Source organism: Calothrix sp. PCC 6303, assembly GCF_000317435.1.
In the GTDB taxonomy this organism is placed as follows: domain Bacteria; phylum Cyanobacteriota; class Cyanobacteriia; order Cyanobacteriales; family Nostocaceae; genus PCC-6303.
Genome location: NC_019751.1, coordinates 6,245,232 through 6,260,812, shown reverse-complemented (window position 1 = coordinate 6,260,812; position 15,581 = coordinate 6,245,232). Strand labels below are relative to the sequence as shown.

Annotated in this window: 9 protein-coding genes and 1 tRNA gene; 2 read left to right on the top strand and 8 right to left on the bottom strand. The window is 39.4% G+C overall.

The window, feature by feature from the left end; genetic code table 11:
- Nucleotides 1–31 precede the first annotated feature (31 nt).
- The 3 genes from arsM to CAL6303_RS25395 all read right to left on the bottom strand — a co-directional run bounded on the left by arsM (nt 32) and on the right by CAL6303_RS25395 (nt 2,471).
- Entirely contained in the window at nt 32–1,000 is a 969-nt protein-coding gene (arsM, locus tag CAL6303_RS25405) for an arsenosugar biosynthesis arsenite methyltransferase ArsM (protein WP_015200703.1), read from the bottom strand.
- Nucleotides 1,001–1,239: 239 nt separating this feature from the next.
- Complete coding sequence (locus tag CAL6303_RS25400) at nt 1,240–1,914, bottom strand: response regulator transcription factor (RefSeq protein ID WP_015200702.1); 675 nt, start codon at nt 1,912–1,914, stop codon at nt 1,240–1,242.
- A gap of 269 nt (nt 1,915–2,183) precedes the next feature.
- The gene (locus tag CAL6303_RS25395) at nt 2,184–2,471 is read right to left on the bottom strand and encodes a Mo-dependent nitrogenase C-terminal domain-containing protein (RefSeq protein ID WP_015200701.1); all 288 of its coding nucleotides are present in this window, start codon (nt 2,469–2,471) and stop codon (nt 2,184–2,186) included.
- Nucleotides 2,472–3,012: 541 nt separating this feature from the next.
- Here CAL6303_RS25395 and CAL6303_RS25385 point away from each other — a divergent pair.
- On the top strand, nt 3,013–7,755 hold the full coding sequence (locus tag CAL6303_RS25385) for a hypothetical protein (RefSeq protein ID WP_015200700.1): 4,743 nt from the start codon (nt 3,013–3,015) through the stop codon (nt 7,753–7,755).
- A gap of 96 nt (nt 7,756–7,851) precedes the next feature.
- Here the strand turns inward: CAL6303_RS25385 and CAL6303_RS25380 are convergent, their stop codons facing one another.
- The 3 genes from CAL6303_RS25380 to CAL6303_RS25370 all read right to left on the bottom strand — a co-directional run bounded on the left by CAL6303_RS25380 (nt 7,852) and on the right by CAL6303_RS25370 (nt 11,813).
- Nucleotides 7,852–8,640: an ABC transporter permease gene (locus CAL6303_RS25380; RefSeq protein ID WP_015200699.1), complete on the bottom strand. Its 789-nt coding sequence runs from the start codon at nt 8,638–8,640 to the stop codon at nt 7,852–7,854.
- Nucleotides 8,641–8,655: 15 nt separating this feature from the next.
- Entirely contained in the window at nt 8,656–9,636 is a 981-nt protein-coding gene (locus tag CAL6303_RS25375; protein WP_015200698.1) for an ATP-binding cassette domain-containing protein, read from the bottom strand.
- 272 nt (nt 9,637–9,908) lie between these two features.
- A complete protein-coding gene (locus CAL6303_RS25370; RefSeq protein WP_015200697.1) occupies nt 9,909–11,813 on the bottom strand; it encodes a cation:proton antiporter in 1,905 nt (634 codons plus the stop codon).
- Nucleotides 11,814–12,117: 304 nt separating this feature from the next.
- Here CAL6303_RS25370 and CAL6303_RS25365 point away from each other — a divergent pair.
- Nucleotides 12,118–12,190 (top strand) — tRNA-Glu (locus CAL6303_RS25365).
- Between the two features lie 101 nt (nt 12,191–12,291).
- Here the strand turns inward: CAL6303_RS25365 and CAL6303_RS25360 are convergent.
- A complete protein-coding gene (locus CAL6303_RS25360; protein ID WP_015200696.1) occupies nt 12,292–12,909 on the bottom strand; it encodes an SRPBCC family protein in 618 nt (205 codons plus the stop codon).
- 31 nt (nt 12,910–12,940) lie between these two features.
- On the bottom strand, nt 12,941–14,995 hold the full coding sequence (locus CAL6303_RS25355) for an ATP-binding protein (protein WP_015200695.1): 2,055 nt from the start codon (nt 14,993–14,995) through the stop codon (nt 12,941–12,943).
- Between the last annotated feature and the right edge of the window lie 586 nt (nt 14,996–15,581).

The following is a 15,581-nucleotide window of genomic DNA, read 5'->3' as shown; positions in this document are numbered from 1 at the left end:
TGTGTGTATACCGTAGCTCATTACTTATTTTTTAACAGCAGCCACCGCCATCATAATACCAAGTTGAATCTGTGATTATTAAGTCTTCTGGTATTACTTGTGCTAATTTACTTGCTGTTTTATCGCAGACTGCTGTGGGAATTCCAGCTTGGAGAATATGACCATTATTGTCATCAAAATATGCCATTGAACCGCTATAAATCGCTGTTTTACCAGTAAAAATACAGGCTCCATCTTCAGGAATTGGAAGTTTAAAAGATACTGAATCAAGACTTTCTAAAAGTAAATGGTCAGGCAAGTCATAGATTTCTGAATTTAACAATCGATAGGGACGACGGGCACGAATTTCTACTTGACCAAACCCAACATCAATAATTCTTTGAATATACTCATCATAGGTCAATGCACCTGATAAACACATTGCCCGCAAGCGTTCATCCTGTTGGAGATGTTTGGGGATTGGCTGGGTGGCAATCGGATCACTCATTTGCAAGCGTCCACCTGGTTTTAACACTCGGTATGCTTCACGTAATGCACGGGTTAAATCTTCTGGTTCAAAGATGTTAAAAAGGCAATTTTGAGCCACAACATCTACGGATGCATCGGCAACAGGTAAGTTAAACGCATCACCTGCACGAATTTCCACGAATTTAGCATCAAACCAAGGGTTTTCTGTTGCGGCTATTTCCAGATTACTGATAGCTGCTTCACGCATTGCCACAACCGGATCTACAGCGATAACAGCACCGGGAAATCGACAAAAATAGGCAAATTGTAATGCTTCTAAACCTCCACCAACTCCAACATATAATACGGTTGATTGGCTACCCAATTCTGCGGGGTGAACGGTGGTACCACAACCATAATTCATTTCCTGCATTTTTACCGGGATATTTAAACCTGGTAGTGACAATGGTGCGCTTTGAACACAGCAAAGTCCAACTTCTGGGGTTTGGGCAACTTCGCTATAGAATTGGGCTGCGGTTTCAAGATAAGTCATGTTTGGGGATTTTGGACTTTACTAATTGATTATGATTGCTGACGACACTGGTGAGCAAGTTTTACCTGTAAAAAAATTCCAGTAAACGAAGGCACCAAGAAGGAATTTTGTCAAAAAAAACTGGAACAGGTGTAATACCTATTCCAGAGAATATTCTGCAAGGTTGAAAAATAAACTTGAAGAGAGTGTTTATTTAATTTAAATTTTGGTTGAAATTTTGGGGTGCAATATTACTTGGATTATTCACGCAAAACGTAGCCAACTCCCCGCACCGTTTGAATGAGGCGTTTTTCATTTTCAGCCTCTAGTTTCAGACGTAGGTAGCGGATATAAACTTCGATGATATTAGAGTCTCCCATGAACTCATAACCCCACACCGATTCTAAAATGCGATCGCGTGTGATAACTTGTCGAGGGTGGGCAATCAAATATTCCAATAAATCAAATTCTTTAGCGGTTAAATCAATGGAACGTACTCCCCGGTGTACGTGCTTAGTGCGTTTATTCAAGGTTAAATCTTCAAATTCTAGTAAGTCCGGATCGAGTTTTGGTTGTTTCCGCAAATGGGCACGAACCCGTGACATCAAGTCATCTCCCCTCAACGGTTTGAGGATGTAGTCATCTGCACCAGCATCTAATCCAGCAACGCGATCGCTTATTTCATCTTTCGCTGTTAATAATACTATCGGTACTTGGTCGCCTGTAATTCGCAAGCGACGACAAATTTCTAATCCAGATAAATTTGGTAATTTCCAATCGATAATCAACAAATCTGGCTTTAACTGCCGTGCATTATTCAGTCCAGCCAATCCATCATACGCCACAGTTACTTGATAGCCTTCATAGCTCAACTCAGACTCAACGAGTCGAGCCAGTTTTATCTCATCTTCAACTAGTAAAATATGTGATTTCATCGATACTTATTTTTTCATAATTCTCCAAACTATAACACTGAATACCTAGTGCATTTCTTAATTATTTATAAATAATTTTTGTTAAGTAATCCTGATTAAGTATATTGTATATTTTCATGCAATAAGAAGATCCCCAACTTTTTAAAAAGCCAGGGATCTCCTTCAGTATAAGGTTAGTAATAAATAGTTTAGTTTATTTGACAGGAAGATTTCAGAGATATTTACAATAAAATTAAATAACTTTATATTCTAGGTTTCAGCCTCTTTTCCTAGCAATAAGCACTGACATCTTCACCACATTCATCTGCAAGATAAGAGAGTGCTTTAAAGCGTAAGTAAACTATTTGTTCGTAAAAAGGATTAAGTTTGCACATTGGAGGAATATGAAACAACTTTTTGCCGAATACAATAATATCGCGTTCAAAAGGGCATTGTGCAGGAATTGATTTACAGAGAAAATGAGCAAATTGCGAATCACTAACTTCCATCGATTCTAACCACTGTTTGATGGGAAATAAACAGTCATTTTCTTTTTGTAGTTGGGTAAAGCTGGTCATTTGATTACTCCTTTGAGGATTTACGCCAGAATTTGTTTTGATCCATATACACTTATATAGGTTTAGCTTTGGGCAATTATGCAGAGGTTTTTATCTTATGGGTAAGCTTCAGGTACACCTGCCTGTATAAGCTATATTCGCAACACTCATAACTACATAGATGTATCGTTCGGTTCCGGGGAATTTCTGAATTATCGCTAGAGGGAATGATTACACCACCTTGGGTAAGTTGGAAGCTGATAATTAAATACGTAAAATACTGATGGGATGGTCAACAATATTATACTGTCTGATTCCTAGCGACATCGCGGTAATTACCTGAAATCAATATTTTTCCATGCTTTACTAAGTAAATATAACGATGTAGCTAGATTAAAAGTAACTTTACAATAGGTGGTGAGTAAAATACTATTTTCTGTTGCAATTATTTCTGAGAGATAATCTAACTTTTTTGTGTTTGACAAAGAAAAATAGAGAAAAGTTTTCAAAGTAGAAAAATCCACTTTTTGGATAACAATTTAAAATTTACTAAAATTTGCATATGCAGCTACCTTTACAAGTTACCAAGAATAACCCCGCATCTATTTTCAATGCTGGCTCAAATCCAAGTAATATTATTAATGTAGGTGGTACTACTTTTTTCACCGCTACAGATTCAAATAATGTTACTGGATTATGGCGCGTAAATGGAAGTCTGCCTCCAGTATTTGTCAGTAATATTCGCTTGGGAAGTCAACCTGGACTGAATGATTTGGCTCCTGTTATTGTCAATGGTAGCCTGGTTTTTGCTAACTCAGATATTAATAATAATATTGAAATTTGGAAAATAGACTCAGGTTTTGGTTCCACCACTACCTTAGCAAATCCAATTCGGTTTTCACTGCCACTATTTACAGGAACACCTCGATTTTCTAACCTAACCAATAGTAATGGTAATCTCTATTTTGTCGCTAACGAAAATACTTCTATTTCCAGCTTGTGGGGATTAGATTTTAATGGAAATCCCTTGCGGATGGGTAGTTTACCCACAAATCTACGGAACCCTGGAAATATAATTAATGTTAATGGGACTGTATTTTTCACTGCAACTAATTCTCTGAATACTTCTCCAACCTCCCCAAATCCAGCTACAGAGTTATTCATTCTTGGTACAGGTAATAAGATAATTTCTGTCAAAAATACTTTATCTAGTATTGATAACCCTATTAATCCCACTAATTTTGTTACTGCTAACGGAAAACTCTACTTTACTGCAAACGATACGGGTAATCGCTTTGGTAGAGAACTATGGACGTTGGATAGTCGCTTCACTCCTGTGAGAGTAAGTGATATTGCAATTTCTAGTCCATCAAATCCTTCTGGTTCTTCCAATCCAGCCGAACTTACTGCTTTTGGTGGTACTCTCTATTTTACTGCGGAACAGCAACCTGGAAATCGGCAGTTGTGGAAAGTTGATGCTAATGGTGTCCCCAGTTTAGTTAAGGAAATAAGTAGTACATCTCTTGGCAACTACCGAAATCTAACAATAGCAAATGGTAATCTGTATTTTAGTAAAGATATTTCCAGTGGTAGCGAATTATGGCGATTAGATGGGAATGGTAGTGCAATTCGTATCTTATCTCCATTGTTTACGAATATATCCCATCTAACTAATATTAATGGTGCGCTTTATTTCTCGGCAAGGGATTCAAAAGGAAGTGAATTATGGACATTAGATAGTTTTGGAAATCCTAAGTTAACAAGTGAAATTAATTTGGGTGCAGGTTCTTCCAATCCTAGTAATTTAACTGCTGTTGATAATATTCTTTATTTCAGTGCGGATGATGGGAAAACGGGACAGGAATTATGGCAAATTGATACTCGTAGTGGGGTACCAACGCCAAAGATTTTAGCAGATATCAATGAAAAAAATCGCCAAATTCCCGCAAATCTAGTTAATGTTAATGACACCCTCTATTATAGCTTTAATGATATATCTGGAGTGCAATTGTGGCGACTAGATAAAGCTACTGGGCAACAAGTTAAAATTAGTTCTCCATCTGGCTGGAATTCCATATCTAATGTCACCACAGTTAATAACAATCTATACTTCACAACCAATGATGCTAGTGGTCAAAAACTATGGAAATTGGATAGTGTAAATGGAAATGTATTAACAACCATTAGTAACTTGGGTACAACTGGTACAACTTACGAACAACTCCTCAGTATTAACGGAAATTTATTTATAGTTGTAACTCAACCAGATCGGGTTAAAAAGTTGTGGAGAATCGATAGTAATGGGATATCTACAAATATAAGTTTACCAACTACTGGTGCTAATAACAATATTTCAAACTTAATTAACTACAATGGTTTACTTCACTTCACCACAACCCGTAGTGATGGTTTAAATGAACTTTTTAGAATCAATTCAACTGGCACTTCAGAACTAATTAGTATTCCTCCAACAAGCACACCTTTAGGAGTAATATCAATTAGAAATTTGACTGTTGTTGGCAATAAGCTAAATTTTGTCACAGAAAACAGTGATGCCAGAAGATTTTTATGGTCAACCGATCAAAATCGGATAACTTCACAAATTACTTTACCCTTTTCCATGGGTGGTAGTTTGAATTTATCGCAGATAGTTGGTGTAGGAAATTCTTTACATTTCATCGCTCAAAATGGGACTTTTCCCCCAGAATTGTGGCGATTGGATGACTTTGGGAAACCTCTGAGAATCATGACTGCTCCCAATCCGAGTCAACCTGCATTTGAAAATCTCACTAATATCAACGGTACGCTATATTTCACGAATAACTTTGGTAAAGAAATCTGGAAATCTGATCAACAGAGTCCACCAATAAGATTATTATCACCCAATAGCAGCGACCCAAATTTCCGGATCTCAAATTTGACTAATATTAATGGTAATTTGTATGTCAATATTGCAGATTCAATCTCTGGACAGGAACTTTGGAAAATAGAAGCAAATAACTCATTTACCCAAATGAGTGACATTAATCCCGGTGTAAAATCATCAAATCCGGCAAATTCAACCTATGCAAATGGTAAATTATATTTTGTTGCTGATAATGGAATTGATAGCGATGAAATTTGGTCTTTGGATGTAGGTTTTCCCAATGTTGCACCCACTTTAGCTGATACAAATATTAGTTTTACGATTAACGAAGATGCAACTTCACCCTTCGGTTCGGTAGGGTTTTTAGTTTCCTCAATCGCTAGATTGGGAGTGGGAGGAAATATTACTGATGCAAATGGTCCTAATACTGGTATCGCAATTGTAGGTGGAGATACTAGCGGGACTTTGTTCTACAGTACAGATAATGGTTTGCGTTGGAATTTTGTAGATACACGTACTCTTTCCAACTCCAAAGCACTATTATTATCTGCTGATGCCAATAATAGACTCTATTTCAGACCTGCGGCTAACTTCAATGGTACCGTGGGAAGTGCGATCGCTTTCCGAGCTTGGGATGGTAGTACTGGTGTAAATGGAGCTTTTGCCAATGCAGGTAGTAATGGTGGATTTACGGCATTTAGTAGTGCTACTGATGTCGTTTCGATGACAGTCACTTCCATTAATGATGTTCCTCTGCTTTCCAAAGGATATAGTTTTAGTATTCCTGATGTGTATGAAAATGGAACTGTACTAGGTAAGATAGCTGCATTAGATACTGATGGTGATGCTTTGAATTGGAGTATTACCAGTGGGAACAAAGATACTAATGGAGATGGGACTTTTGCCTTTAGTATTAACGCTAATACTGGAGAAATTCAGATAAGCGATCGCACTGACCTAAATCCCCAGTTAACTCCTAGTTTCCAATTACAATTGAGTGTGAACGATGGGACTGTCACAGTTAGGGAAACTGTAAATATTAAGTTAGTTCGCTCTCCTGGAGACCTCGACCCCAATTTTGGTAATGGTGGTAAGGTAGTTAGCAATATTCTCGGTCGAGCTTGGGATGTAGAACAACTTGCCGATGGTAAAATATTGACTTTGGGTTATGGTATCGATACAACCACAGGGTTAAGCAGATTTGCTTTTACCCGCCATAATGCCAATGGCAGTCTGGATAATTCTTTTGGAAATAGTGGCAATGTTGTCACTGCAATTTCCCCTCTTTCCACATCCCAAGCTACCAAAATGCAGGTTCAATCCGACGGGAAAATTATTGCTACCGGAAGCAGAAGTGGTGTTACTGGTTCTGATTTTGTTGTGGCTAAATTTAACAGCGATGGTACAGGGGATAGCAGTTTTGGTGTGAATGGAATTGTTTCCACCGATATGGGAACTGCGTACGATTACAGTAGAGCGATCGCAATTCAAGCCGATGGTAAAGTTGTAATTACAGGGATTGTTTGGAATTCCACCAGTTCCTACGATTTTGCTGTTGCCAGATATAACACTGATGGTTCCCTAGATACAAGCTTTGGGAATGGTGGAAAAGTTACAACCCCAGTTGGTACAGGTACAGATTATGCCGAAGCGATCGCAATTCAAGTTGATGGTAAAATCATCGTATCTGGAATGGCATCGGATTCCCAAGGTAGCAACTTCGCATCTGTTCGCTACAACAGCGATGGTAGCTTAGATACAACATTTGGTAATCAAGGAAAAGTCCGCACATTAATAAATAGTAGTAGCTACGCATATGCTACGGCAATTCAAGATGATGGAAAAATTGTAGTTGCTGGGAATAGTAGCAGCCAGTTTGCTTTAGCGCGTTACAACAGTGATGGTAGTTTGGATACAGCTTTCGGGAATCAAGGAAAAGTTAGCACATTCATCGCAGACTCTACCGCAACTGCCCGCAAAATTGAAATTCAAACCGATGGGAAAATTCTAGTTGTTGGGGATGCCTACAATAGTTCTTCCAGTTCCTACGAATTTGCCATAGCAAGATACAACGTTGATGGTAGTTTGGATAGCAGCTTTGGCAATGGAGGTAGAATCTTTACCCCCATAGGTGAACGTACCCAAGACTATGGATACTCAGCAACAATTCAAGCGGATGGCAAAATTTTAGTTGCAGGGGATTCTGGGGGAAATTTAGCATTAGTTAGATATGAAAGTGAGTTACAAACACCTTTGCAAAGTCAAAGTATGTCTAATTTACCTGCCTTCGCATCACCATCTCCACAGGAAATAATTCCCAACACAGGTGGATGGAAGCTTGATTCCTTAGTATTAACATCTCAATTATCCCCAATGTACACTGAAAAATATCCCACTGTTATTTCCACCGGCGAATCATCCATGCGATCGCTTACATAGGAAAATGGCTAAAGAGGGAACAGGGAACAGAGTGTTTATCTGTAACCTAATTTGTTCTTTGTCTCTGGCAAGGAACAAGTTATGTCACCCCTCTCCCTACGCTCCCATTCCTGAGTATTTTTTCAATCCTGCACGCCACAAAATTCGATTCAAACCCAAAAATAACAAAGTCCAACCCACCATCATCGAAAATCCTCGCCAAATATCTGTAGGATTGCCAATTAAAAGACTGGCTGGAAAATTAAGTAAATAGGGGAAAGGAGTACATAAAACGAAATTTCTCACACTTTCTGGAAATACTTCTAAAGGGGCTATTAATCCTGATAAAAATAAGTAAAAAAGCATCCAAAAATTCTCGATAGCACTAGCTCTTTCTGTCCAAAATGCAAACATTGCAAATGTATATTGAATAATAAAGCGTAAAGCAAATGAAAGTAAAGTTGCAATTGTAAATAATAATAGTTGTGACCAACTAGGAATCCAGAAAGCTTGGGGATAAAGAATAAAAAACAACGCAATTAACAGGACTGCAAAAGGAATACGAGCAGCCCGTTCGGAAACGTGGGAACTAACGTGGTGCCAAACTGGATCTAAAGGTTGTAATAATCTGGATGAAAGTTTCCCTTCCACAACTTCACGCTCAAATTCCCAAATTACCCAGACAATTGTGATTTGTCGAATGATAAAAACAGCGAGAAAATAGCGAGCAAATTCCACAGGTGACAAGCTGAAATTTCCACTTTGTGCTGCCTGTGTCCATACTCCCATTAATATTATTGGTAGCGAACCTGATAATACCCATAAAATGAGTTCAGCCCGGTACTCCACCACGTAGCTGTATTGAACTGAAAGTAATGTTTTTGCTTTTTTCCAAATCCAATTCATGCTTTTGATACCCACCTAAACTACTCCCGCTTGAAACACCCGTCCAATTACTTCTTCTACAGGTGGTTCGGTAACTGTTAAATCAACCACATCCAAATCAGCTAAAATTCGAGAAACGGCAAGCGTTAGAAGTTCTTGCTGAACTATAAAGCAGACAGAACGACCTTCGACATGCTTCAAATCACCGTAAAATCCCAATTTTTCTTGAGATAAAGGATGTGCCAATTCTAAGTGTATCTCTCGATAGGGAGCAAAGCGATCGCGTAATCCATCTAAGCTGCCATCGTACATTAATTTTCCTTGGTGAATCATCAACACGCGATCGCATAAGCTGGTGATGTCAGCCATGTAGTGACTCGTAAGTAAAATTGTCGCTTGATGACGTTGGTTATATTCCCGTAAAAAATCTCTCACTGCCACCTGGGCATTAACATCAAGTCCTAATGTTGGCTCATCTAAAAATAATACCTGGGGACGATGTAAAAGTGCGGCGAGTAACTCCGCTTTCATCCGTTCACCCAAAGATAGCTTCCGTACTGGTTGAGAAAGTTTGCCATCCAAGGAAAGCATTTCACTTAGTTCACCTACCCGTAGCCAAAATTCCCGATCTGGAATACTATAAACAGCAGCATTAATTCTTAATGAATCAATTGCGGGTAAATCCCAAATTAATTGCTGCTTTTGACCCATAATTAGGGTAATTTGCTGCAAAAATGATTCTTTACGATGAAAAGGTACTTGTCCTGCAACCCGCACTTGTCCTGAAGTCGGGTGGATTAACCCAGTCAGCATTTTCAGAGTTGTGGTTTTTCCGGCACCATTAGGTCCTAAAAACCCAACAATTTCACCAGCAGATATTTCAAAGGAAACATCTTCAACTGCTTTAATGGTGCGGTATTTACGTCGGAAAAAGTGGTTAATAGTAGCCTGAATCCCTGGTTCTTTGATCGATACAGAATATGATTTGCTCAGGTTTTGGGCAATGATAATTGACATATGTTCTCGGAATCAGTTAACAGTCATCAGTTATCAGTTAACAGCTACCAATTCAAATTATCTGCTGTATGGCACTTTCAAAAACCCCGACATAAATCTGTTTTTGCATCAGCCCATATTTGGCATTTTTTGTCAATGCGTAAGTCCCATATATTAACGTAATTTAATAAATTCCAACTGTCCGATTGTCATCACAATTTTTAACCCCGACCTACTTACTGATAACTGAGAACTGCTCACTGATAACTGATTTAATACTACACAAGTTCAGATCAATCTGACGAAAGTTGAGCAATTTTTGTCAGTGGCAACTCTTCCATCTCAGGTAGTTGTTCTAACGATAGTCGGGTACTTTGCTTGGCACCCGATAGACGTTTTAGTAAATTGGGACGAGAATCGTGTAATAGAAACGTAATGCGATCGCCTATTGCCCATTCTAAGCTTGGTGAGGTAATTTGCAGGTAATTTTCCCTCTCTAACAGTAGTGGAACTAATTCACCTGCCTCCATCAAAGTTTCTAAATGTCTTTTCTGACCCAAAAAGTCTACCGCATTCAAGGTTGTTCTACCAATTTTTACCCAACCATCATCCAAATATTCGTTCCAAGTTTTGATGGCAAGTTCGGGAACAAAAGCTTGCAACACCTTATTATTGTTACTATTCGCCACTTGTCCGTTGCGGGGAAATACTGCTAAAACCCTTGGTGGTTTAAATTCCTCGGCTACTCGTTGCGCCAAAATAAAATTAACCTCGCCGTTATTCGTCATTGCCAAGAAGGTTCCTACTGAGGAAATCCCCGCATCTCCCAACACCCCAGTATCCAAAGCACTACTGATAATTACCCGCAAATTCTCAGCTTCCGCAGCTTGGCATGATTCAGGATCTGTATCAATCATCACTACTTCCTCCCCTCGCTGTTGAAAGAATCTAGCAATCAACAAACTCAAAGGGTTACATCCGACGATAATTGCCCCTTTTGCTTCTTTGGTAGTGATTTGTAGCCAATTAGCAACCCAACCAGCAGTGAGTCCCTGTACAACCACAGTCATGATAATTGTCAGAAATACCAAAGCTTTGATGGCATCTCCACCATTGATTCCTCGATTGGTGAGGGAAATTGCAAACAAAGATGCCACAGAAGCACAAACAATTCCCCTTGGTGCTACCCAACTCAAAAATACTTTTTGCCGCCAATTTAAGTCACTATTCCAAGTACAGCAAAATATATTAACGGGACGCACAACAAATATTAGTACCAAAACCGTAGCTAAACTGCCCCAACCCAGGGCAAACACGCTCTTCATCGATAAATCGGCAGCCAAAAGCACAAATAATACTGACACACTTAGAATTGTCAGTTGCCCTTTAAAGCGTCGTAATAGATAGTCTTCGGGAACAGCAGAATTGGCAAAAACTGCCCCTGCTACCACCGTTGTCATTACACCAGATTCAGTGCGAATGTTTTGGGCAAGGGTAAACAAACCCCACAACACTGCCAACACAACCAAATTTTTCAACTCAAAAGAAAGAAAATTGGCACGCTTGAAAATCACACTCATTATGTAGCCACCGACACCACCAATTGCCGCACCAATACTGAGGCGAACAAATAAACCAATCACGGCAGTTTTGGGGTCAGAATCACCACTGAGAATCGTATCTAGGACGACAAAAGCTAAAATTGCCCCCACCGGGTCAATTAACACTCCTTCCCCTTCTAGGAGGGTTGCCACCTGCCTATCAACACTGATGTGTTTCAGTAGAGGTGCAATGACGGTAGGTCCTGTCACCACTACAATTGATCCGTAGAGAAATGCGATCGCCCAAGGAAATTCACCTAACCAATGGGCTGCCATACTGCCACCAATCAAAGTAATTAGGGTTCCCATTGTCACTAAAAGTTGCAACGTGACGGAAACCTTGCCTAACTCTCTCAAATCTAGGTTTAATCCACCTTCAAACAGAATAATCGCTGTTGCCAGCGCCACGATGACTTCTAAACCACTACCTAACAATTGGGGATGCAACAACCCAACACCATCAGCACCCAAAAATATGCCAAATAGAAGTAAAAACACAATACTTGGCAGCCGCAGATATGCGGCTAAAACCTGAGCGGTGATTCCAGCAGTGACTGAAATCACCACCTGAAGAGTAATTTCAAACGATGCTTCCATATTGCTGATTTAAATGGCGATGTTTGAATCCCTTGGCTTGAGATCTGGGGTGTCGATTTTTTCTGAGTTTTATAGTCATTGGTATATCTTACCGAAAAACGAGCTAAAGCTCTGTGGTTTCAAGGTTGATTGTGTAAGCGTTTGATCAGCTACCTATCATCTAAATATGTGAGAGATTTTCAGAGGAATGTTGCTCAATTAGTCTAGCAGCAGTGGCAACTGGAACTAAACTAGAAAAAAGCTGTTGTCAAGTGTTGACATTTATTGGATAAGTTGTTAACTTAGTAATTGTCGATTGGAACAAGCCCCCATCGTCTAGAGGCCTAGGACACCTCCCTTTCACGGAGGTAACAGGGATTCGAATTCCCTTGGGGGTATTAAATAAATTAGCAAAATTAGGTTGACAAAGATTGACAGTATCACTCTTCGTCAGCCTAATTTGTTTTTGAATTGAAACTTGAATTGAAATCCGATTCATTTAGATTTCCTGAGTTAAAGAAATAACGCGATCGCGTATCGCCAACAAGTTAACTTTCAGATCCTGGCTCAATCGCCTCTCAATCATGCCCACAGGCATAGTTATTTTGGGATGTACCAAAATTTTATAACACAGCCTCGTTCCCGCTTTGCCATCATTGCTACAACAAGTTAGCAACCAGGTACCAGAAAAAGCCTTCAAATCACCTTCCACCATCTGGAAATTAATTTCCTGGGGAAAAGATTCTTCCAAATCCAGAACAACTCGTGCAGAAAAATTCATCTTCATCAACCGCTGGGAACCAATTTGTTCCACCCTAATTCCCCCACGAGGATGATCTAAGCGGCGACTTTTAGCCAAATTTGGAATAAAATCAGGCAATGCCTCATAATCTGTCAGTACCTGCCATACAGCTTCTGGAGGACGGGGAATTTCAACTGTGGCAGTAATTTGGCGTTGACGTTCGGCAACTTTTTCAACTTCCACTTCTACCGCTGCCAAATCTAGTCCGTCACCAAAGCTTGCATCTAATTCTAAATCTGCTTCGGAGCAGGCATCATAGCCAATTTCATCGGTATGAATGTCAAATTTATTTGTATTAGTAAGTTTTTCTATCACTGTAATAATTATTTAAAACTAGAAAAAACGATCATTTTACTTCCATCTCATCAATGTCAGTCGGGAATTGTGGCAGTGTGATAGTGAAGCAAACCTCACTAAAGTCTGAATCTTCGATGGGAATACTTTCGACAGAAATTTTCCCATTTAAATGCTGTACTAATGATTTCACCAAAGCTAATCCCAAGCCAGTACCAGGAGTCCAGCGTCCTTTTCCGCGATAGAACTTATCAAAAATGTAAGTAGCCTCTTCTTCAGAGATACCAGTACCAGTATTAATCACCTTAATGATAACCTGATCAATTTGCTCACTGAGCTCATGATTCACCTCAATCGCCACTGTGGTAGCCGCTTGAGAGTATTTTGTTGTGTTTGTTAATAATTCTTGCAGAATTCGGTCAAAGCTTTCCACCTCTGTTTCCAAAGTCAAAGGTTCAGCAGGTAAATCTAAGGTAATACTTAAATTTTTCTCTGCCATTTTGGCTGCGAAAGTTGCCGCTGCCTGTTGCATTCTCTGATTAAGATCAATTTTCTCTAAATCAGGTGGTTGAGGATGGGATTCCAGCTTTTGAATTGTCAATAAGTCATTAATTAGATTAATTTCCTTACTACATTCAGATTCTAGGATATCTAGATACCGAGTTTGCCGATCGGTTGGTAAATCTGGTTGCCGAAGATTTTTTAATGCCATCCGCATATTCGTGAGTGGGTAGCGAAGTCTATCACTCATGTTGCTTAGGAATTCGTCCTTAAGCTCATTCAATCTCCGCAATTGCTCTACATACTGGCGGGTTTTTTCGTACAATTTAGCTTGTACTTCCAAACTTCTCTGAAGTTGTGCTGTCCGCTCATCCACCAAAGTCTGTACTTGACGTAGAGTTTGGGACTGAATGATAGAGTTACTAACTTGAGCGCACACTAAAGCGGTAATATTCAACTCCGGAGGTTGCCAGCGTCGGGGTGTTGCCTGCTGGAGTACCACAAATCCCAGGATTCTGCCTTGAGTTTCCAGCGGCATTAAAAGTACCGTCGGTAATTTATTCAGAACAAATGCTGCTGCTGCGGCAGTGTGATCTCTAAAATCAGTCACAGCATTAATGATAGTGGGTTTACTGGGTTCGGAAAAAGCTCGTTGAGATAAACCACAATCGGAGATTAGGAAAGACTTTTGTGATTCACTTAGCGGTTCAAAACCTAAATTAACACCTGGCTTTGACCATTCTCCAACAACAGTTGCTTTGGCTTTAGGAACGTGTTTTCTGGGTCGGATTCTAAATAAAGGATCAGTATATTTGAGTAATATAAGTAAGCCGCGATCCGCATCCATTGCTTGGGCAGTTGCAGTAATCACCAATTGCAGCATTTGGTTTAGCTCCAAATTGGTGCGACTAAGTATAGATAATTGTGTAATTAAACTTTGGTGTTGAGTGCAGGTTTGGAAAAACTGCTGTTGTGAATTTAGTAGCTGTAACTGGGCTACTTGGGAAAATGCGATCGCACACAGCGATTCTAAGTAGTTTAGTAATTCCTTCTCAGATTGATTCCAATCATAGGGTTGCGCTCTAATTAAACTCACAACACCGTTATTTTTACCAGCAAACTTAGTAGGAATCGCCAAAACAGTCTTAATAGGTACTGGTAGATTCTGGCATCCGCTAATTAAACTATCTTCAATTAGGGAAATATCCTCTATATTTAGCGGCTCTGCGGCAGATTGAATTAGAGGTAAATCTAGCTGTTCAGCCGCAAAAACCTGTTCTGGATTAGATGTTTTTAGGTATTCTGGAATGCACCAGTTGCCCGTAATGACTTCTGTAGATTCATCACTAACCGTCACTAAACAGCAGGAATCGGTACCGAATGTTTCTCCCAATACCTGAGCAATCTCTCGCAGCATCCCCGATGGAGTTGAGGAACCTGCGATTATTTGACTAATTTTTTCAGCTAACTGGTGTCCTAGTTTCTCCTGATGCTGCATCAGCGTTCCATGTGGGTGTTGTTGTACTCCATTTGTGCCATTTGGTTGAAAAAGCGGCGATGGTAAATGCTGCTTTATTTCTGGCACGCTTTTAAATATTGAACCCATTATCCTGCTACCCACCCTCCTGGTAATCTGTTACCCTCTGTTTTGTAGCTGCACCCCAAATGCCCCTAGAGATCAAACTAAAAGTTTCTCTCACCTGTTATAGCCCTTTTCTATTTCAGATGACAAAATCACCAAGTATACAGATGAAATGGGTAACTAAGTAAAAAAATATTAACATTACAGGAAAATATATTAACAATATAGGGATTTTATAGGCTTTAAAATTTTTAGCCCGATTTTTAATTCGTCATCTGACACAGGATATCGTGTCTATAACTATACATAAACCGTAATTTCTCTATACTTAACATGAAGGCTCGGTCAGCCTTGTCCGCGTTAACACTGACATCAATTCATTTTTCAGTAGCCTTTTTGATAATTTTACGGGAATACAGTCATTTAGGTACAACTACAAGAGAAGCCGTGAGTAATGTATTCTACTGTAGTAATTACTTTTTTGATAATTTTAGTTATTAATCTGAAAATTTCTTCTGTCAAGGGTTATATCACCCCTTATGTCAGAGCGGTTAAATCATCGGAATCAAAATAATTCTTTCCAGCCCATGGAATTTTGTCAATGAGGGCA

What these genes read in the sequence shown, in the direction of transcription:
- CAL6303_RS25385 (WP_015200700.1), top strand. Translation starts at nt 3,013, where the DNA reads ATGCAGCTACCTTTACAAGTTACCAAGAATAACCCCGCATCTATTTTC.
- arsM (WP_015200703.1), bottom strand. Translation starts at nt 1,000, where the DNA reads ATGACTTATCTTGAAACCGCAGCCCAATTCTATAGCGAAGTTGCCCAA.
- CAL6303_RS25375 (WP_015200698.1), bottom strand. Translation starts at nt 9,636, where the DNA reads ATGTCAATTATCATTGCCCAAAACCTGAGCAAATCATATTCTGTATCG.
- CAL6303_RS25370 (WP_015200697.1), bottom strand. Translation starts at nt 11,813, where the DNA reads ATGGAAGCATCGTTTGAAATTACTCTTCAGGTGGTGATTTCAGTCACT.
- CAL6303_RS25380 (WP_015200699.1), bottom strand. Translation starts at nt 8,640, where the DNA reads ATGAATTGGATTTGGAAAAAAGCAAAAACATTACTTTCAGTTCAATAC.
- CAL6303_RS25355 (WP_015200695.1), bottom strand. Translation starts at nt 14,995, where the DNA reads ATGGGTTCAATATTTAAAAGCGTGCCAGAAATAAAGCAGCATTTACCA.
- CAL6303_RS25400 (WP_015200702.1), bottom strand. Translation starts at nt 1,914, where the DNA reads ATGAAATCACATATTTTACTAGTTGAAGATGAGATAAAACTGGCTCGA.
- CAL6303_RS25395 (WP_015200701.1), bottom strand. Translation starts at nt 2,471, where the DNA reads ATGACCAGCTTTACCCAACTACAAAAAGAAAATGACTGTTTATTTCCC.